The sequence below is a fragment of the Duganella sp. P38 genome, assembly GCF_050859475.1.
Taxonomy (GTDB): domain Bacteria; phylum Pseudomonadota; class Gammaproteobacteria; order Burkholderiales; family Burkholderiaceae_D; genus Rugamonas.
Map to the genome: position 1 here is coordinate 4186718 of NZ_CP193936.1, position 20191 is coordinate 4206908.

A 20191-nucleotide genomic window follows, 5' to 3' on the forward strand; every position below is an offset into this window, starting at 1 on the left:
TCTTACTTCTGCTGGATCACCAGCCGTTGGAACGGACCCGCCAGCACGCCGTAGGCAAGAATGGCCAGCACGCCATGCGCGCCGACGAACCACAGTGCATCGTTGAACGAGCCGGTGGTGGCTACGACATAACCGATGACAATTGGCGTGACGATACCGGCGACGTTGCCCAGCCCGTTGAATACGCCGCCGCACAGGCCGGTCATTTCACGCGGTGCGGTGTCGGATACGACCGCCCAGCCTACCGCGCCCAGCCCCTTGCCGAAGAACGCCAGAGCCATGATGGCCACGACGGCGCTATTGGTGTCGACGAAATTGGCCGCCACCACGCAGCTCGACAAACCCATGCCTGCCATGAAGGGAATCTTGCGGGCGGTGGAGGCCGACATGCCGCGCCGGATCAGGTAATCCGACAGCGCGCCGCCTATGATACCACCGGCGAAGCCGCAGATCGCCGGCAGCACCGCCACCAGGCCAACCGTCATGACGGTCATGCCGCGTCCCTTGATGAGGTAGATCGGGAACCAGGTGATGAAGAAGTAGGTCAGCGCGGTGATGCAATATTGGCCGATGTACACGCCCCACATCATGCGGCTGGTGAACAGTTGCTTCGCTTCGGCCCATTTCTGCTTGGGCTTGGCGCTGTCGATGCCGTTGTCCAGCGAGGTCAGCGCGCCGTTGGCTTCGATGTAGGCCAGTTCCTGCCTGGACATGTGGCGGTGGGTTTTGGGCTCGCCCATCAGCCAGTACCAGCAGACTGCCAGCGCTAGGCCGAGGCAGCCCATGAAGACGAATACATGCTGCCAGCCGAACACGTGGGTCAGCCATGCCATCAGCGGCGTGAACAACACCACCGCCAGGTATTGCGCCGAGTTGAACAGCGCGGTGGCAAGGCCGCGCTCGCCGGTCGGGAACCAGGTCGACACCACGCGGGCGTTGCCGGGAAAGGCCGGCGATTCGACCAGGCCGAGGATGAAGCGCAGCAGGAACAGCGAGGCCACCGCCATCGCCACGCCGGCGCTGAAGTGGACGAAGCCCTGCGCCAGCGTGCAGAGCGACCACAGCACGATGCTGGCGCCGTAGACGCGCCGCGCGCCGTAGCGATCCAGCAGCCAGCCGCCCGGAATCTGGCCGATCACGTAGGCCCAGGCAAAGGCGGAGAAGACGATGCCCAACTGGCTGGGACTCATGCCGAGGTCGGCCGAGACGGCGGTGCCGGCAATGGACAGCGTGGCGCGGTCGGCATAGTTGATGACGGTGGCGACGAAGATCAGCGCCAGAATGACATAGCGGAAGCGGCCGGCGTTCGGGACAGCTGCCGCCGCTGCGCCTGCACCTGCGCGGGCCAGGCCGCGGCCCAAGGGGGCGGCGTTGGTGGCATTGGCGGCATTGGCGGCCTTAGCGGCGTTGGCAGCATTAGCGGCAATCGCTGCGTTGGCGGCCTGCGCGACCGCGCCCGCTTCCGGCGGGGTGAATTTGCTCATAGGTGTCTCCTCTGTTCAAAGTTCCCGCCGCCTGTTGTTGTTATGGGTCGCCGGGCTGGTGGTATTCCGCTACGCGGTCACGCTGGTCGGCGGCCGCTCTCCGGCAAAGTAAGCGGCCAGGTTATCGAGAATGATCTGGCCCATGTCGCGCCGTGTTTCCTCGGTGGCGCTGGCGCGGTGCGGTTGCAGCACCACGTTCTCCATCGTCCACAAGGCCTCCGGCACATGCGGCTCGTCGACAAACACGTCGAGGCCGGCCCCGGCGATGCGCCCCTGCTGCAAGGCCTGCACCAGCGCGTCCTCATCAACCAGCTTGCCGCGCGCGATGTTAATCAGCACGCCCTTCGGCCCCAGCGCATCGAGCATGGCGGCATCGACGATGGCCTTGCCGTCGTCGGCCGACGCGGCCAGCACCAGCACCTCGCTGCCGCGCGCCAGTTGCAGCAAATCGCTCACGTATTGATATGGCAGGTCCGTGTGCTCGCGGCGGTCGATATAGCTGACCGGGCAATCGAAGGCTGCCGCGCGCCTGGCGATCGCCTTGCCGACACGCCCAAGGCCAACGATGCCGACCCGCTTGCCGGAAAACTTGTTGGCCAGCGCCAGCGGCTTGCGGCCCCAGTCGCCGCCGCGCACGTAGCGGTCACCGGTGCACAGGCCGCGCAGCGTGGCGATCGCCAGGCCGATGGCCAGATCGGCGACGTCGGCGGTCAGCACGTCCGGCGTGGTGGTCACATGGATGCCCCGGCGCCGGGCGTAGGCCAGATCAACCGCATCGGTGCCGATGCCGTTGATGGTGACGATCTTCAGCGCGGGCAGCTGCTCCATCATCGCCGTGCTGATGCCCAGCGCGCCGCCGGTAACCACGCCGGCGATGCCGTGGCCATGCTCGCGCAGATAGCCATCCCTGTCGGGATGCTGGTACAGGCGGTGGACGGTGTAGCGCTCGGCAAGCTGGCGGTCCAGCTCGGGAAGGACGGGGGAAATCAATAAGATAGCTGGCGACATGACGACTCTTTCAGTTGTACGACGAGTCGATTATAGGCAGGCTATCGTTATATTTCTAAGCTATAATGACTATCAATCAATTCAAAAATCGGAATGAATATCGAATTCAACCAGCTGCGCTGCTTCGTCACCGTGGCCGAGGAATTGCATTTTGGCCGCGCCGCCGAGCGCCTGCACATGACGCAGCCTCCCCTCACCCGCCATATCCAGTTGCTCGAACACGCGCTGGGCGTGCAGCTGTTCGAGCGCACCAGCCGCAGCGTGCGGCTGACGGCCGCCGGCCGCGTGTTCCTGATCGACGCCCGCCGGTTGCTGGATTTTGCCGAGCAGGCCGCGCTGTCGGCGCGCCAGTTCGGCGCCGGCGAGGCGGGCAAGGTCACGCTGGGATTTACCGCCGTCTCCGGCTATGAGCTGATTCCGTCGCTGATCGCCGCCGCCAGCGCGCAACTGCCCGGCATCACGCTGCTGCTGAAGGAAATGGTCTCGGTCGGGCAGTTTGCCGCGCTCGACGCCGGCACCATCGACCTCGGCTTCGTGCGGCCGCTGAACACGCCGAGCGCGCTGCACTTCCAGCTAATCGCCAGCGAGCCGTTGCTGCTGGCCATGCCGGAGCAGCATCCGCTGGCGGCGCTGGAACAAGTGCCGCTGACGGCCTTGCACCGCCAGCGCTTCATCATGTACTCGCCCGACGAGGGCAAATACTTCCACGACCTGATCCACGCCCTGCTGCACGGCCCGCGCGTGTTGCCGGACTATGTACAGCACATCAGCCAGACGCACAGCATCGTCGGCCTGGTGCGCGCCGGCCTCGGCATCGCCATCGTGCCGGCCTCGGCGCAGCACTTCAATGTGCGCGGCGTGGCCTTCCGCGCGCTGGCCGACGCCACCGCCTTCGCCGACCTGTACATGGCGTGGCGGCCGGATCACCGCAACCCGGCGCTACAGGCGCTGCTCGGCTTCGCCTCCAGCCACTTCAGCTCAGTGCAGCAGCCACATCCAGCCGCTGAGGGTGAAGAAGGACGCGACCATACAAATCAGTAAGGCGGTGGCGCTGCGGTCGGCCTCGCCGTAGGCCTGGCCGAGGATCGGATAAATGCTCAGCATCGGCATGGCCGCCATCAGCAAGGCGGCGGCGCGCAATTGCGGCGTCATCGGCGTGACGCCGAGCAGCGGCACCAGCGTGGCGACCAGCAGCACCGCCAGCGGATGGCCGATCAGCTTGCCCATCACCAGCGGCACCACGCGCTGCCAGCCAGCGCTCAGCGATAGGCCGACCAGCATGCCGCCGACGGCAAACAGCGACAGGCCGCCGCTGGCATTCGCAAACAGGTTGACGGTGCGCACCACCGGCTGCGGCAGCGTCAGCCCGGACAGGCTGACCGCCAGGCCAACCGTCACCGCAATTACCAGCGGGTTCTTCATCAAGCGCTGTGCCGACTGGCGCAGCACCTGGTGCCAGGCGCCGGCGCTGCCGTCGCGGCCATGCTCGGCCATCGCCAGCAGCAGCGGCAGCATCACCAGGTTCTCGATGATGACGTTCAGGCCCAGCGCCACGCCAGCCACCGGCGCCACCATCAGCATCAGGATCGGGAAACCGATGAAGCTACTGTTGGAGCAGGACACGCCCATCGCCATGAAGGTGCTGCGCAGCATGGTCAGCTTGAGCACGCGGCGGCCGGTCATATACGCCAGCACCAGCATCAACAGCGAGCCGAACAGGTAAGACAGCAGATAAGCCGGGTGCAGGATATCGCCGATGTGCCGCTGCGCCAGCGCGTTAAAGATCAGCGCCGGCAGCGCCAGGTTGAAGACAAACTTGCCGAACACCTGCATGTCGGCGCGGGCAAACAGGCCGCTGCGGGTGGCCACATACCCGGCCAGCACAACAAGATAAATCGGACAGGTAATGGCGAGGATTTCAAGCATGCCTGGGGGGCGGGCCTACGGAGCGGCGTCGGGGAAAACGGTTATCTTACCACGCGCTCCGCGCCCGGAACTCAGCCCGCGCGGTCGACGATGACGTAGTGCTTCCTGACCGGCTCGACGACTTCAAAGACGCCCTTGAAGTTGGCGGGAATGACGAGCGCGTCGCCGGGACCGGCTTCGGCGGCGTGGCCGTCTTCGTCGATGACGCGGCAGCGCCCTTCGATCACGTAGAAATATTCATCCTTGTGCGGGCCAAAGGCGATGCGCCAGCTACCCTTTTCGCAAGCCCAGACGCCGGCGCTGACTTCGCCGCTGGCGTTGCTGAAATGGTTCCAGGTGGTGCGCCGCGGATTCCCATCCAGCCGCCGCTCCGGGCGCGGATGGTCATACTTGGGTGCTGGCGATTGTTTGCTGAACTCGGTAATGCTGCTCATGATCCTGATGATCCTCCGGAATGGGTGGCGCGCTCGGGCGCCATCTCGCGCAAGGCCAGCGCCAGCGCCTGGCGCAGCGCGCCCAGGTGCGGCGCGATGGCGTCCATCTGGCCGGCGTCGGCCAGTTTTTCAATGTGCGCGCAGCAGGCGTGCAGCTGGTCGGCGCCGAGGAAGGCGGCGGCGCCCATCATGCTGTGCGCGGCCAGCGCCACCGCCGTGGCGTCACCCTGGTCGACGCCGCGCTGCGCCACTTCCAGCAGGCGCGGCCCTTCGACCACGAAGGCGGCGCGCATGGCGTAGTAGAGCTTGTCACCGATTTCAGCCACCGGCATCGGCGTTGGCAATGGCTCGGTGGTGACGCCGAACATCGCGTCCAGCACCGCCGGTGCCGGCGCATGCCGTTCGCCGAACAGCGGCTTGCCTTGCGCCAGCAGCAGGTCCAGTTGCCGTGCGATTTCGTTGTGCAGTTCGTGCTCGTCGATCGGCTTGGCCAGGAAGGCGCTGGCGCCGGCTTCCAGGAAACGCTGGCGTTCCTCGGCGCTGACGTTGGCGGTCAGCGCGATCACCGGCAAGGCGGCGTCGCGCACGCCGTCCAGCCCGGCGCGCAGGCGCTGCACGGCGGCGATGCCGTCCATGCGCGGCATGCGGCCGTCCATGATTACCAGGTCGTAATCGCGCGCGGCCAGCGCTTCCAGCGCCAGCAAGCCGTCCTCGACAATGGTAACGGCATGGCCCATGTGCGTCAGCAGCTCGCGCAGGATCAGCTGGTTGGTGCTGCCATCTTCCGCGCACAGCACGGACAGGCGGCCGGCATGCGGCCGGCGCTGCTCTTCCTGCACGATGGCGGCCGGCTCGCCGCGCTCCAGCGGCAGGTGGACACGGAACACGCTGCCCACGCCCGGCTGGCTGCTGGCCTCGATCCGCCCGCCCATGGCGACGACGATGTGCTTGCAGATGGCCAGGCCCAGCCCGGCGCCGCCATACTTGCGCGACGTGGCCGCGTCCGCCTGCTCGAATTTCTGGAACAGCCGCGCCAGCGCCGCCGGCTCGATGCCGATGCCGGAGTCGCGCACGGTGATGACGACGCCGCCATCCTGCCCGGCCACCGTCAGGCGCACCTCGCCGCGCTCGGTGAACTTGATGCCGTTGCCGGCCAGATTGACCACCACCTGCCGCAGCCGCGTCGGGTCGCCGCGCCACCAGGCCGACAACGCCGGGTCGACTTCAGCCACCAGCGATACGCCCTTGGCCTCGGCCCGCCCGGCCAGCAGGCTGACCACGTCATGCACCAGCGCGGGCAGGTCGAAGTCGAGGCGCTCCAGCGGCATCTTGCCGGCTTCCAGGCGCGAAAAGTCGAGGATGTCGTTGATGATCTGGAGCAGCACCTCGGCGTTGCTCAGGCTGAGGCGCAGGCGGTCGCGCGTGTGCGCCGTCAGCGCGGAATCTTTCAGCGCCGAGCGCAGCATGCCGATCACGCCGCCCAGCGGCGTGCGCACCTCGTGGCTGATCATGGCCAGGAAGTCGCTCTTGAGCTGGTTGGAGACTTCGGCCGCGCGCCGCGCCGCCAGCGACTCGGCATTGCGCGCGTGAATCACGCGCTCACGCACCAGCGAACCGCCCAGTCCGTGCAGCAGGTAGGCGCACGACACGCTCAGCACGGCCGACACCAGCAGGAAATTCAGGGAGACAACAATCCAGTGCACCAGCGGCGTGACGGCGATCACCGCCATGCCCGGTTCCAGCCCGCCAAAGTGACCGGCAAGAAACAGCGTGGCGCTGCACCACAGCAGCGCCAGCAAGGCCGCCTTGGTGCCGATCAGCACGGTGAACAGCACCGGCACCGCCAGCAGATAGATCTGCGACAGCGGCCCCAGCGAAAACAGCAGCCCGACCGACAGCAGGTAGGCGATGCCCAGCAGCCCGAAGGCGCGCCAGCGGTAGGCGATGTCGTGGCGGTAGTTCAGCACCGCCATGCCGGCCAGCGAGAACACATCCACCGCCAGCAGCAGCCAGTGCCCCTGCCGCGCGCCGGCCCACATGCTGGGCAGCGCCGCCAGCAGGCCGAGCCAGAACGCCACCGCGCACAGGCCGTTCAACAGCCGGTTGCGCCAGCCCTGCAGGTCCTGGTCGCCCTCGTCCAGCGTGCGCATACGCTTGGACAAGGCGGCGCGCAGCGCGCGTACCGGTGGGCTGTTGGTCAAGAAATCACTCGCTGGAATTATGGTTAATAGCGCGTGATTTTACTCTACCTTTATGCAGAGTCGGGCAGCATTACGATCTTGCCTGCAAAGCTACGGTCTTCCAGCCGCCGGTGCGCGTCGGCGCCGCGCGACAGCGGGAACGTCTCCACCGCCGGCAGGCGGATGGCGCCGCTGCCCAGCGCGTCGAACAGGCGCCCGGCCCTGTGCCGGCGCGCCGCCGCGCTGTCGAGGTAATCCCACAGGTCGCCGCCAACCAGCGTTTTCGACGCCTCCATCAGCCGGCGCACGTCCAGCGGCGGCGGCATGCCGCCCGCCATGCCATAGCTGACCAGCGTGCCGCGCTGGCGCACCGCCCGCAGGCTGTCGGCCAGCGTCACGCCAACCGCGTCGTAAGCGACGTGGACGCCGCCGCCGCTCCACGTGCGCGCCTGTTCCACCCAATCGCCGTCGTAGCCCAGCGTGTGCGCCGCGCCCAGCCGCGCGGCGATAGCGCGCTTGGCCGGCGTGGACGCCAGCGCGATCGCCCGCGCCCCGCGCGCCACCGCGAACTGCAGCAGATACTGGCCGACGCCGCCGGCCGCCGCGTGGATCAGCACATGGTCGCCGGCCCGCAGCGCGTAGCTGTCTTCGACCAGGTATTGCGCGGTCAGCCCTTGCAGCAGCACGGCCGCCGCGTCCACATAGCTGACAGCCGGCGGCAGCGGCAGCGCGTGCGCGACCGGTACGTTGACCCGCGTGGCATTGGCGAACGGCACGTCGGCAAAACCGATGCGGTCGCCCAGCGCGTAGCCGCTGACGCCCTCGCCGATGGCCACCACCTCGCCCGCGCCTTCGTAGCCGGAGATGTGCGGCGCGGCGCCGGCCAGGTGATACTCGCCGCGGCGGCGGTAAATGTCGGCAAAGTTGAGGCCGATGGCGCGCATGGCCAGCTGGATATGACCCGCCGGCACCGGCGGGTCGTCGAGCTGGCACAGTTGCAGCACCTCGGGGCCGCCGAAGGTGTCAAACGTCAATGCTTGCATGGGGTCGCTCCGTAGTCTGTGTGCCGGCATTGTAGGGAGCCGGCGTCGGCGCAACCATGGATGATTTTTCCGGTAACATGTGAATCAATTTCATATGTCGACACCATGCCGCCACTGCCCCCTTTCACCGCCCTGCGCGCCTTCGCCTCGGCCGCGCGCCATCTCAGCATCAGCCGCGCGGCGGACGAGCTGCACCTGACGCACGGCGCGGTCAGCCATCAGATCAAAAACCTGGAGCAGCAACTGGCGGTGCGGCTGATCGCCCGCAAGGGACGCGGCATCGTGCTCACGCCGGCCGGCGCCGCCTTCGCCGTCAAGCTGAACGCGGCGCTGGCGCAGTTGGAGGACGTGGTGGCCGAGGTGCGCGCCGATGCCATGCATGGACCGCTGCGGATCAGCGCCCTGCCCTCGTTCGCGGCGCGCTGGCTGCTGCCGCGCCTGCCGGACTTCCGCGCCCGGCATCCGCACATCGATTTGCACCTGCACACGACGACCGAGCTGGCGGACTTCGGCCGCGATGGGCTGGACCTGGCGATCCGCTATGGCCGGGGCGCATGGCCGGGCACGGCAGCAGAAAAGCTGATGGATGAGGAATTGATCCCGGTATGCAGCCCACGCTTCAACGGCGGCCGCCTGCCCGCCGGGCCGGAGGACATGCGGGACATGCCGCTGCTACGCGACACGCATGTGCAGTGGGCAAGCTGGTTTGCAGCGATGGGATTGACGCTGCCGGAACCGAAGAATACCTTCGTCTACACCGACTCCGGCCTGCTGGTGCAGGCGGCGGTGGCGGGCCAGGGCGTGGCGCTGGCGCGCGCCGTGCTGGCTGGCGACGATCTGGCGGCCGGCCATCTGGTCAGGCTGCCCGGCGCGGCTTTGCCGGCCGGGTCCGCCTATTACATTGTCCATCCGGCGCAGCCGCCACTGTCGGCCAATGGCCGGGCCTTCGTGGCGTGGCTGCGCCAGCGGACGTCTGACGCCTAGTTCAGCGCCGAGCGGTGGCGCGCGTAGGTGAAGTAGACCACCAGGCCAATCGCCAGCCAGATCAGGAAGGCGATCCAGGTCACCGCGCTGAGGAAGGCCATCAGCGCGCCGCAGAACAGGATGGCCAGCACCGGCACCACCGGCACGCCAGGGCAGCGGAACGCGCGCGGCAGGTCGGGACGCTTCTTGCGCAGCACCAGCACCGCCACCGACACCAGGCAGAACGCCGTCAGCGTGCCGATGTTGGCCAGCTCGCCCAGCACTTGCAGCGGAACCAGCGCGCCCAGCAGGCCAAAGACGATGCCGACCAGCCAGGTCGAGACGATCGGCGTGCCAGCCTTGTTCAGCGACGACAGGCTTTTCGGCAGCAGGCCGTCGCGCGACATCGCGTACAGCACGCGGGTCTGGCCGAAGGCCATCACCAGGATCACCGTGCTCATGCCCAGGATCGCGCCCAGGTCGACAAAGCCGGCAAACCAGTTTTCACCGGCGAATTGCAGCGCCAGCGAAACCGGGTGGTCGATGCCCTTGAACTGGGCGAACGGCACGATGCCGGTCATGATCAGCGACACCACCACGTACAGGATGGTGCAGCCGGCCAGCGAGCCGATGATGCCGATCGGCAGGTCACGCTTGGGATTCTTGACCTCTTCGGCGGCCGTGGTCACCGCGTCGAAGCCGATGAAGGCGAAGAACACCAGCGCCGCCGCGCTCATCACGCCGGTCACGCCGAACGGCATGAACGGCTGCCAGTTGGCCGGCGCCACATGGCGCGCGCCAACCAGGATGAACATCAGCACCACGCCGATCTTGACCACCACCATGATGTTGTTGACGCGCACCGATTCACGCACGCCCAGCGACAGCATGACGGTTAGCAGCATCATGATGCAGAAGGCCGGCAGGTTGAAGAACGTGGTCACGCCCGGAATCGCGCCCGGCGCGGCCGACAGCGCCACCGGGATATGCAGGCCGAAGCCGCTCAGCAGCGACTGGAAGTAGCCGGACCAGCCGACCGACACCGCCGACGTCACCAACCCGTATTCCAGTATCAGGTCCCAGCCGATCATCCAGGCGATGATTTCGCCGAGGATGGCGTAGCTATAGGTGTAAATGCCGCCGGCGACCGGCAGGATGGAGGCGAACTCGGCATAGCACAGCGCGGCGAAGCCGCAGGCCAGCGCGGCCACCACGAACGACAGCGCCAGCGCCGGGCCGGCCGTGGTGGCGCCGCTGCCGGTCAGGACAAAGATGCCGGTGCCGACGATGGCGCCGATGCCCAGCAGGATCAAATCGACAGGACCCAGCACCTTGCGCAGGCCGCCCGGTTGGGTGGTGGCCGCGCGCATGGCATCGAAATCCTTGGTTCTGAAAATACTCACTCTCACTGCCTCCTTTTTGTTGGGGTCGCCTCCCGGCGGTCCGGCATTATACTGGAGCAGCGCTGACCCTCTGCTGGCCGTGGCGCGCCAGATACAGTGTTTGCGTCGGATGGGCAAAGCTGATACCGAGTTCGGCGAAACGCTCGAACAGCATCAGGTTGATGTTCTGCTGGATGTCCATGTAGACCCGGTACTCGGCGCTTTGCACGATGTACACCGTCTCGAACTCCAGCGCCGACGGCCCGCAGGCCTTGAAGTGGGCGCGGTCGAACTGCGCCAGCGGCTGCGCTTCGACCGCCTCCTGCAACAGCTGCGGGATGCGCCGCACATTGTCTTTGCTGGTCTGGTAGGTCACGGCGATCGGGAACACGATGCGGCGCGTCTCCATGCGCTTGAGGTTGCGGATGCGGCTCTTCAGCATGTCGCTGTTGGAGAAGACGATCTGCTCGCCGCTGAGGCTGCGGATACGGGTGGTCTTCAGGCCGATGTGCTCGACCGTGCCGGCGATGTCGTCGATGATGATGAAGTCGCCCACGACAAACGGCTTGTCGAGCACGATCGACAGCGACGACAGCAGGTCGCCAAGGATATTCTGCAAGGCCAGCGCCACCGCGATACCGCCGATCCCGAGACTGGCCACCAGCGTGGTGATGTTGACGCCGAAGTTATCCAGTATCATCAGCAGGATCACCACCCATAGCGCCAGGCGCAGCAGGAAGCCCAGCACGGCGGTCGAGGTGGTGCTGGCGATGTCCTCGGCGATGCGCTGGCGGCGGTAGTGCTCCAGCCACTCGCGCACGGCGACGTCGCCCCAGCGCGCCACTTGCAGCAGCCCGGCCGCCAGCGCCACGCGCGTCAGCCGCAGCGTGGCCAGCTCGGACATTTCCAGCCACTGCGAGCCGGCCAGCAGGCCCATCATGATGATGAACAGCGGATGGGTGGCGCTCAGGACCTTGACGGCGGCGTCATCGACATAGGTGGTGGTGGTTTGCGCGTAGCGGTCCAGCCGGCAGACGGCGACGCGGCGAATCGAGTACAGCAGCAGTGATACAGCGAAGGTGATGGCGAGGGCGATGGCCCAGGTGGTGAGGTCGTTTTTAAACAGAACGTAATTCATCGGTCTCCCGTGCGCCCGGCGCTGGCGCGCCGGCCTGGTGATAAACACAAGCGCAGGCGCCGGAGGCGCCGCGTTGGCAGGATGGGTGGGCGCCAGCGGCTGCTGCCGTGACGCGCTTGAGAGCGGTGATTGTAACATCCAGGGCATGAGCCCGCATGCACCTGGATTCAGGCGTGCGCGGGTTTCTGCCCGCCCACGCCGCGCTTAGCGCGCCCTGGCGCGGGCCGCGTGCAGTTTCTTGTAGCTGTCGATCAGGCGCGCGTGGCGCTCCAGGCCTTCGAGCCGCATGCTGGTCGGCGTCAGGCCGTAGAAGCGCACGCTGCCGTCCACCGAACCCAGCACCGCGTCCATGCGCTCGTTGCCGAACATGCGGCGGAAGTTGACTTCGTACTCGTCCATTTCCATGTCATCGTCCAGCACCACTTCCAGCACCGCGCTCAGCGCCTGATAGAACAGGCCGCGCTCGACGGTATTGTCGTTGTATTGCAGGAAGGCGCCGACCAGCTCCTGCGCCTCCTCGAACTGCTGCAAGGCCAGGTTGATCAGCAAACGCAATTCCAGCACGGTCAGCTGGCCCCACACGGTGTTCTCGTCGAACTCGATGCCGATCAGCGTGGCGATGTCGCCGTACTCGTCCAGCTCGTTGTTCTCCAGGCGCTCCAGCAGCGCTTCCAGCTGGTCGTCGTCGAGGCGGTGCAGGTTCAGCACATCTTCGCGGAACAGCAGCGACTTGTTGGTGTTGTCCCAGACCAGGTCTTCCACCGGATACACTTCCGAATAGCCCGGCACCAGGATGCGGCAGGCGGTCGCGCCCAGCTGGTCGTAGACGGCGGTGTAGACTTCCTTGCCCATCTGTTCCAGGATGGCCAGCAACGTGGCCGCCTCGTCGGCGTTGGAGTTGGCGCCATGGCCGGAGAAGTCCCACTCGACGAAGTCGTAATCGGCCTTGGCGCTGAAGAAGCGCCACGACACCACGCCGCTGGAATCGATGAAGTGCTCGACGAAGTTGTACGGCTCGGTCACCGCCTCGCTGGCGAAGGTCGGGCGCGGCAGGTCGTTCAGGCCCTCGAAACTGCGGCCCTGCATCAACTCGGTCAGGCTGCGTTCCAGCGCCACTTCCAGGCTCGGGTGCGCGCCGAACGAGGCGAACACGCCGCCGGTGCGCGGATTCATCAGCGTCACGCACATCACCGGGTAGACGCCGCCCAGCGACGCTGTCCTTCACCAGCACCGGGAAGCCCTGCTCCTCCAGTCCCTGGATGCCGGCCACGATGCCGGGATACTTCGCCAGCACGGCTGGCGGCACGTCCGGCAAGGCGATTTCGCCTTCGAGGATTTCGCGCTTGACGGCGCGCTCGAAAATCTCCGACAGGCACTGCACCTGCGCCTCGGCCAGCGTGTTACCGGCGCTCATGCCGTTGCTGGCGTACAGGTTCTCGATCAGGTTGGACGGGAAATACACCGTCTCGCCGTCGGACTGGCGCACGAACGGCAGCGAGCAGATGCCGCGCGCGGTGTTGCCGGAGTTGGTGTCGATCAGGTGCGAGCCGCGCAGCTCGCCGTCCGGGTTGTAGATCTCCAGCGTGTACTCGTCGAGTATCTCCGGCGGCAGCGCGTCCTTGCGGCCCGGCTTGAACCAGCGCTCGTCCGGATAGTGGACGAACTCGGCGTTGGCGATGTCCTCGCCCCAGAAGGCGCCGGCGTAGAAATGGTTATTGCTCAGGCGCTCGATATACTCGCCCAGCGCCGAGGCCAGCGCGCTTTCCTTGGTCGCGCCCTTGCCGTTGGTGAAGCACATCGGCGAATGCGCGTCGCGGATATGCAGCGACCACACATTGGGCACGATGTTGCGCCACGAGGCGATCTCGATCTTGATGCCGAGCTTAGCCATCACCGCCGACATATTGGCGATGGTCTGCTCCAGCGGCAAGTCCTTGCCGGGGATGAAGGTGCTGGCGCCGGCGTCGGCCTTGACGGTCAGCAGCGCTTGCGCGTCCTCGTCCAGGTTGGCCACTTCCTCGATGACGAAGTCCGGCCCCTCCTGCACCACTTTTTTCACCGTGCAGCGGTCGATCGATCGCAGGATGCCCTGGCGGTCTTTCTCGGAAATATCCTCCGGCAGCTCGACCTGGATCTTGAAGATCTGCTTGTAGCGGTTTTCCGGGTCGACGATATTGTTCTGCGACAGGCGGATGTTCTCGGTCGGGATGTTGCGCGTGTTGCAGTACAGCTTGACGAAGTAGGCGGCGCACAGGGCCGACGAGGCCAGGAAGTAGTCGAACGGACCCGGCGCCGAGCCGTCGCCCTTGTAGCGGATCGGCTGGTCGGCGATCACGGTGAAGTCGTCGAACTTGGCTTCGAGACGCAGCTTGTCTAGAAAGTTAACCTTGATTTCCATGGGGATTCCGAAAAAAGCAAAAGGGCAGCCACCCTGGCTGCCCTTTCAAATCAATAGCTTGGGAGTATAACACAGTTTATGTCAGTTCCCCCGCATGCGCCACCCGGGTGGCTTACAGCGCGATGTCCGGCACTTTTTTCACCACGCCCGGCTGCTCGGCCGGCGCGGTGGACGGCGCGAAGTTTTCCAGGCTCGGCGAGGCGATCGCCAGTTGCAGCGTTTCGGCGGTGGCGGCCCACTCGGCCGCCAGCAGGTCCGGATGCTCGTTGAGCTTTTTGCCATACGACGGCACGATCTCGCGGATCTTGTCGTGCCAGGCCGGCGTCTTCATGCGGTCCGGGAACACCTTCTCCAGCAGCGACAGCATGATGGCCGGCGAGGTCGAGCCGCCTGGCGACGCGCCCAGCAGCGCCGACACCGAACGGTCTGCCGACACCACCACTTCCGTGCCCAGCTTGAGCACGCCGCCCTGGCCCGGAATGTTCTTGATGATCTGCACACGCTGGCCGGCCTGCCACAGGCGCCAGTCCGCGTCTTTCGCTTCCGGCATGTACTGGCGCAGCGCGGCCATTTTCTCTTCCTTCGACAGCTCCAGCTGCTGCGCCAGGTATTTGACCAGCGCGAATTCGTTCATGCCCACTTGCAGCTGCGGAATGATGTTCGACGGCGTGGTCGCCTTGGCGATATCGAAGTAGGAACCGTTCTTGAGGAACTTGCTCGACCAGGTGGCGAACGGGCCGAACAGCAGTACGGTCTTGCCGTCCAGCACGCGGGTATCGAGGTGCGGCACCGACATCGGCGGCGAGCCGGTATCGGCCAGGCCGTACACCTTGGCCAGGTGGCGCGAGGTGATGGCCGGGTTCTCGGTCACCAGGAACTCGCCGCCGACCGGGAACCCGCCGTACTGCTTGGCTTCAGGAATGCCCGACAGTTGCAGCAGCGGCAGCGCCGCGCCGCCGGCGCCGATGAAGATGCGCTTGGCATCCACGGTCTGAATCCTGGACTTGTCCTTGATGTCGAAGGCCGACACGCGCCACGAACCGTCGTCGTTGCGGGTGATCGAGCGTACTTCGTAGCCGGTCGAAATCTTCACCTTGGCGCGCTCGGTCAGGTGGGCGTAGAACTGGCGGGTGATGGCGCCGAGGTTGACGTCGGTGCCCAGCGGCGAGCGGGTGGCGGTGACCACCTCGTCGGCCTTGCGGCCTTCCATCATGATCGGAATCCACTCTTTGATCTTGACCGGGTCGGTGGTCATTTCCATGCCGGCAAACAGCGGCGACGCCTTCAGCGCCTCGACGCGTTTGCGGATGAACTCGCGGTTGGCCTCGCCGAAGACCAGGTTCATGTGCGGCGTCGAATTGATGAATTCGCGCGGGCTACCCAGGATGCCCTTGCGCACCTGGTGCGACCAGAACTGGCGGGAGATCTGGAAGCTTTCGTTGATTTCGATCGCCTTGGAAATCTGCACCTTGCCCTTGTCGTCCATTGGCGTGTAGTTCAGTTCGCACAGCGCCGAGTGGCCGGTGCCGGCGTTGTTCCAGCCGTTGGAGCTTTCTTCAGCCACCTTGTCCAGACGCTCGAACACTTCGTACGTCCAGGTCGGCTCCAGCTCGGCCAGGTAGACGCCCAGCGTCGCGCTCATGATGCCGCCGCCGATCAGCAGCACATCGACGCTGCGGTCCGCCTTGTCCGCGCGGAACTGGCCGCCGAAGAACGCCGAATAGCCGCCCCAGACCGCTGCGGCGCCAACCGCTGCGCCGATAAACTTGCGGCGGGAGAAGCGGCTGCCCTTGGCGTCCGTGCTCGTATTCTTGTTGTTCGTTTCACTCATGGATTTACCTCTTAAGAAATATTGAAACAATGGCCAAGCCTGATCAGGAGCGTGGTCGCGCGATCAGCCTCGATGCTGTTTCGGATCTGGTTGCCTAGGCGGTGGCCTTGCAGAGTGCGCACATGCGCATGGGTGGCAGAAACGTTTTTGCTACAGGAAGCCGGGTCGCGCATGGGCGCGGACGTCGGCACGCAGCTATCTTGGATATTAGTCCACGTAAACTGGTTTAACCATTGTGGTTAACCGAAATTTTGCAAATTTCCAAAATAGTGAATAGCTTGATTGATATCCCTCCCGAATGGATGGGCTCTACTCTTGATAGGGGCGCGGCGTCCGCGTGACTGGCAGACTTCATTGCCAGACGCTTTAAGGATGCCCATGAAGAACAAATGGTTTTTAATAGCCGCTGCGGTTTGTGTCGGCTGCGCCGTATTTGCAACGATAGCCTTCAAACCCGGCATCGACCCGATCCCCACGCCAGGCGCCGACACATTCGACGCCGCAAGCGTCGGCAGAGGCGCGCGGGTGGTGGCGCAAGGCGATTGCATGGTGTGCCATACCGCCGCCGGTGGAGCGCCGTTTGCCGGCGGCCTGCCGCTGAAGACACCGTTCGGCACCATCTACACCACCAACATCACGCCTGATCCGGCCACCGGGATCGGTCGCTGGTCGCTGGCCGCGTTCACGCGCGCGCTGCGGCAGGGCGTGGCGCGCGACGGCCACCTGCTGTATCCGGCCTTCCCCTACATCCACTACACGAAGATGTCGACCGCAGACATCAATGACGCCTACGCTTACCTGATGACGCGCACGCCGGTGGCGTACAAGGCCCCGGACAACGACCTGCTGCCGCCGCTGCGCTTGCGCCCCTTGCTGGCCGGCTGGAACCTGCTGTACCTGCGCCCTGGCCCGGTGGCGGACGACAGGTCGCAGTCCGCCGAATGGAACCGCGGCCGCTATCTGGTCGACGGCGCCGGCCACTGCGCATCCTGCCACAGCGCGCTCGGACCGATAGGCGGCGAGCGCAGCCCGGCCTTCGGCGGCGGCCATATCGACGGCTGGGACGCGCCCTCCCTGACCACGCTGCTGCAGGCGCCGAAACCCTGGACGCGCGAACAGCTGGCGCTCTATCTGCGCCACGGCTGGTCTTCCGAACACGGCGCCGCCGCCGGGCCGATGGGGCCTGTGGCGCACAGCCTGTCGCAGGTGCCGCAACAGGACACCGACGCCATCGCCACCTACATCATGTCGCTGCAACAGCCGGCCGCAAAAGCCACCGCGCCGGCCGCCGCCACCGACACGGCGCGCATCGCTGCGGGCGCCCGGCTGTTCGCCGGCGCCTGCGCCGGCTGCCACGGCAGCGCCGCGCCGATGATGACAGCGGGCGGCCGCCCCTCCCTGGCACTGAGCAGCGCCGTCGCCAGCGACCGTCCCGACAACCTGATCCAGATCATGCTGAACGGCGTGCCCTGGAGCCACGCACAGCAAACCACGTTTATGCCGCCGTTCGCCGCATCGCTGACCGATGCGCAGATCGCCAGCATCGCAGCCTATGTGCGCGCCGACATCGGCAAGCGCGCCGCCTGGACCGGCGTTGAACCACGCGCCGCCGACATCCGCAAGGAGAACCAACAATGAGCACCCTCACCGTCAACGGCGTCCGCCACACGCTGGATATCGATCCCTCGACGCCACTGCTGTACGCCCTGCGCAACCAGCTGGAACTCAACGGCGCCAAGTTCGGCTGCGGCATGGGCCAGTGCGGCGCATGCACCGTGCTGCTCGACGGCCAGCCGGTATTCGGCTGCCTGACGCCGGTGGCCGCATGCGAAGGACGCCAGGTCCGCACCATCGAAAGCCTGGGCAGCGCCGACAAGCCGGGCAAGTTGCAGGCCTCCTTCATCAAGCACCAGGCCGCGCAATGCGGCTATTGCATAGCCGGCATGGTGATGCGCGCGCAGGCGCTGCTGGAACAGCATCCGCATCCAAGCGAAGCGCAGATCCGCACGCATATGGAACCCAATCTGTGCCGCTGCGGCACGCATATGCGCATCATCGCCGCCATCAAGGAAGTGGCGGAAGGGAGCCGGGCATGAGCGAGCAGACGATCGATTTGCGCCGCCGGGCGGTGCTGAGCGCAGGCGCGCTGGTGCTGGGCTTCACGCTGCTGCCGCGCCGCGCGCTAGCGGAATTCAACGGCATGGGCGTGCCGCCGATCGCCAACAAGGACCTGGCGGGGAGCCTGCAGCGCACGCCGATGCTGGACGCCTGGATCAAGATCGCGGCGGACGGCAAAGTGACGGTCTTCACCGGCAAGGTGGAACTGGGCACGGGCGTACGCACCGCGCTGCTGCAGGTGGCCGCCGAACAGCTGGACGTGGCGCCGGCCGCCATCCACTTCATCACCGGCGACACCAGCCTGACGCCGAACGAAGGCTTCACCGCCGGCAGCCACACCATGGCAGACAGCGGGACCGCGTTGCTGAACGCGGCGGCGCAAGTCCGCGCACTCGTGGTGCAAGGCGCGGCGGCCCAGTTCAAGGTGGATGCGGCCATGCTCAAAACCCGCAACGGCGTCGTCATCGCACCTGATGGCCGCAAGATGCATTACGGCGAAGCCGTGCGCGCGGTCGACCTGCACCGCGCCGCGCAAGTCAGGTCGCCGTTGAAGAACGCGCGCGATTACACCGTCATCGGCCAATCGCTGCCGCGCGTCGACATTCCCGCCAAGCTCACCGGCGGCGCTGCCTATGTGCAGGACATGCGCCTGCCCGGCATGGTCCACGCCCGCGTGGTACGTCCACCCGCATACGGCGCGCGGTTGCTGTCCGCCGACGTCGACGCGGTGAAACGCATGCCCGGCGTAATCAGGGTCCATGTCGACGGCAACTACCTCGCCGTCATCGCCAGCGATGAATGGCAGGCGATCCAGGCGATGCGGACGCTGTCTTCCAGCGCCCGCTGGCAGCGCGGCCCCGCCCTGCCCTCGCCGGCCAACATCCACGCCACCTTGCGCGCCCTGCCGTCGCAGGACATCGTCGTCAAAGACAAGCGCGCGGCCGCCGGCAAAGCGATACTCACGCTCAAGCGGCGCTACACCAAGCAGTATGTGCTGCATGGCTCGATCGGTCCATCGTGCTCGGTAGCGCTGCTGGAGCAAGGCCGCATGACGGTCTGGACGCATACCCAGGGCGTCTACCCGCTGCGCGCCGCGCTGGCCGAAATGCTGTCGATGCCAATGGACGACGTCCGCTGCATCCACACCGAAAGCGCGGGCTGCTACGGCCAGAATGGCGCCGACGACGTGGCGGCCGATGCCGCCCTGCTGGCGCGCGCCATGCCGGGCCGCCCGGTGCGCGTGCAGCTGATGCGCGACCAGGAAAACCAATGGGAACCGTATGCGCCGGCCATGAGCACGCAACTGGCGGCATCGCTCGACGCGGACGGCAAAATCTGCGACTGGCAATATGAATTGTGGAGCGGCTCGCACAACGAACGGCCCGGCAACGCCGGCAAGCTGATACCGGCGCAACTGCTGGCGCAGGCCTTCGTGCCCAGCCCTTCACAGCCGATGCCCATGCCCGAAGGCGGCGGCGACCGCAACGCCGTTCCGCTGTACACGCTGCCGCGGGCGAAGATCATCAATCACTTCCTGCCGGTGACGCCGCTGCGTTCCTCGGCCATGCGCTCGCTGGGTGCGCACATCAACCTGTTCGCCATTGAAGGAATGATGGACGAACTGGCGGCGGCGGCGCATGCCGACCCGGTGCAGTTCCGCCTGCGCCACATGAACGACCGTCGCGCACGCGACGTGATCGAACGCGCAGCCAGGCAGTTTGGCTGGGCGCAGCGCAAGCGCCGCCGCGACCACGGCTTCGGATTCGCCTTCGGCCAGTACAAAAATATCATGGCCTATGTGGCGCTGGCGGTGGAAGTGCGGGTCGAGCGCAGCACCGGTGCGGTGCACATCGTGCGCGTGACGGCGGCGGTCGATTGCGGCCAGGGCGTCAATCCGGACGGCATCCGCAACCAGGTGGAAGGCGGCATCCTGCAGTCCGCCAGCTGGACGCTGTACGAAAAGCTTCAATTCACGCCCGAAGCAATCACCAGCACAGACTGGGCCAGCTACCCGATCATGCGTTACTCGAATGTGCCGCAGAAGGTGGAGGTGATACTGATTGACCGTCCGGGGGCGCCATTCCTCGGCGTGGCGGAAGCCGCGCAAGGGCCGATGGCCGGCGCTCTGGGCAACGCGCTGGCCGATGCGACCGGCAAGCGCTTGCTGGACATGCCGCTGGCCGGCCCCCACTTGATGGCCTGATTCAAGACGGATGCGTGGATGCTGCGCCGCGATGGCATTGCCGCCGCCGGCGTGGCTAGCGTGATGTCAGGATCAGGCCTGAC

At 66.2% G+C, this 20191-nt stretch carries 14 protein-coding genes and 1 pseudogene; 5 read left to right on the forward strand and 10 right to left on the reverse strand.

Features of this window, described 5'->3' with window-relative positions; translation table 11 throughout:
• Positions 1 to 2: 2 nt before the first annotated feature.
• Positions 3 to 1349, reverse strand: coding sequence for an MFS transporter (locus ACRQ5J_RS19345; protein WP_432383692.1), 1347 nt, complete (start codon positions 1347 to 1349; stop codon positions 3 to 5).
• 204 nt (positions 1350 to 1553) lie between these two features.
• On the reverse strand, positions 1554 to 2492 hold the full coding sequence (locus tag ACRQ5J_RS19350) for a 2-hydroxyacid dehydrogenase (protein ID WP_432378995.1): 939 nt from the start codon (positions 2490 to 2492) through the stop codon (positions 1554 to 1556).
• 93 nt (positions 2493 to 2585) lie between these two features.
• On the opposite strand from ACRQ5J_RS19350, the gene ACRQ5J_RS19355 reads away from it, so the two are divergent.
• Complete coding sequence (locus tag ACRQ5J_RS19355) at positions 2586 to 3533, forward strand: LysR family transcriptional regulator (protein ID WP_432378996.1); 948 nt, start codon at positions 2586 to 2588, stop codon at positions 3531 to 3533.
• Here the strand turns inward: ACRQ5J_RS19355 and ACRQ5J_RS19360 are convergent.
• The 4 genes from ACRQ5J_RS19360 to ACRQ5J_RS19375 form a co-directional block, all read right to left on the reverse strand.
• Entirely contained in the window at positions 3471 to 4418 is a 948-nt protein-coding gene (locus ACRQ5J_RS19360; RefSeq protein WP_432378997.1) for an AEC family transporter, read from the reverse strand. The genes ACRQ5J_RS19355 and ACRQ5J_RS19360 overlap by 63 nt on opposite strands.
• 71 nt (positions 4419 to 4489) lie before the next feature.
• A complete protein-coding gene (locus tag ACRQ5J_RS19365) occupies positions 4490 to 4852 on the reverse strand; it encodes a cupin domain-containing protein (RefSeq protein ID WP_432378998.1) in 363 nt (120 codons plus the stop codon).
• Positions 4849 to 7053: an ATP-binding protein gene (locus ACRQ5J_RS19370; protein ID WP_432378999.1), complete on the reverse strand. Its 2205-nt coding sequence runs from the start codon at positions 7051 to 7053 to the stop codon at positions 4849 to 4851. The genes ACRQ5J_RS19365 and ACRQ5J_RS19370 overlap by 4 nt, the downstream gene beginning before the upstream one ends.
• Positions 7054 to 7103: 50 nt before the next feature.
• Positions 7104 to 8075, reverse strand: coding sequence for a quinone oxidoreductase family protein (locus ACRQ5J_RS19375; protein WP_432379001.1), 972 nt, complete (start codon positions 8073 to 8075; stop codon positions 7104 to 7106).
• A 105-nt stretch (positions 8076 to 8180) separates the two neighbouring features.
• Here ACRQ5J_RS19375 and gcvA point away from each other — a divergent pair, with 105 nt between their 5' ends.
• The gene (gene gcvA, locus ACRQ5J_RS19380) at positions 8181 to 9059 is read left to right on the forward strand and encodes a transcriptional regulator GcvA (protein ID WP_432379002.1); all 879 of its coding nucleotides are present in this window, start codon (positions 8181 to 8183) and stop codon (positions 9057 to 9059) included.
• Here the strand turns inward: gcvA and ACRQ5J_RS19385 are convergent.
• The 4 genes and pseudogenes from ACRQ5J_RS19385 to mqo form a co-directional block, all read right to left on the reverse strand.
• The gene (locus ACRQ5J_RS19385; protein WP_432379004.1) at positions 9056 to 10441 is read right to left on the reverse strand and encodes an amino acid permease; all 1386 of its coding nucleotides are present in this window, start codon (positions 10439 to 10441) and stop codon (positions 9056 to 9058) included. The two genes, gcvA and ACRQ5J_RS19385, sit on opposite strands and share 4 nt — an antisense overlap.
• A 46-nt stretch (positions 10442 to 10487) precedes the next feature.
• Positions 10488 to 11558 (reverse strand): mechanosensitive ion channel family protein, encoded by a 1071-nt coding sequence (locus ACRQ5J_RS19390; protein ID WP_432379006.1) that lies wholly within the window; start codon positions 11556 to 11558, stop codon positions 10488 to 10490.
• A 204-nt stretch (positions 11559 to 11762) separates the two neighbouring features.
• Positions 11763 to 13956, reverse strand: a pseudogene (locus ACRQ5J_RS19395) (OsmC domain/YcaO domain-containing protein).
• Between the two features lie 112 nt (positions 13957 to 14068).
• Positions 14069 to 15787 carry a malate dehydrogenase (quinone) gene (gene mqo, locus ACRQ5J_RS19400; RefSeq protein WP_432379008.1) on the reverse strand — a complete coding sequence of 573 codons (1719 nt, stop codon included), beginning with the start codon at positions 15785 to 15787 and terminating at the stop codon, positions 14069 to 14071.
• 372 nt (positions 15788 to 16159) lie between these two features.
• Between mqo and ACRQ5J_RS19405 the strand changes: the two genes are divergently transcribed.
• The 3 genes from ACRQ5J_RS19405 to ACRQ5J_RS19415 are packed head-to-tail and all read left to right on the forward strand — an operon-like array spanning position 16160 to position 20108.
• Positions 16160 to 17425, forward strand: a complete 1266-nt coding sequence (locus ACRQ5J_RS19405) for a c-type cytochrome (protein ID WP_432379010.1) — start codon at positions 16160 to 16162, stop codon at positions 17423 to 17425.
• Complete coding sequence (locus ACRQ5J_RS19410) at positions 17422 to 17883, forward strand: (2Fe-2S)-binding protein (protein WP_432379011.1); 462 nt, start codon at positions 17422 to 17424, stop codon at positions 17881 to 17883. Before ACRQ5J_RS19405 ends, ACRQ5J_RS19410 begins: the two co-directional genes overlap by 4 nt.
• Positions 17880 to 20108 carry a molybdopterin cofactor-binding domain-containing protein gene (locus ACRQ5J_RS19415; RefSeq protein ID WP_432379013.1) on the forward strand — a complete coding sequence of 743 codons (2229 nt, stop codon included), beginning with the start codon at positions 17880 to 17882 and terminating at the stop codon, positions 20106 to 20108. The genes ACRQ5J_RS19410 and ACRQ5J_RS19415 overlap by 4 nt, the downstream gene beginning before the upstream one ends.
• Positions 20109 to 20191 lie beyond the last annotated feature (83 nt).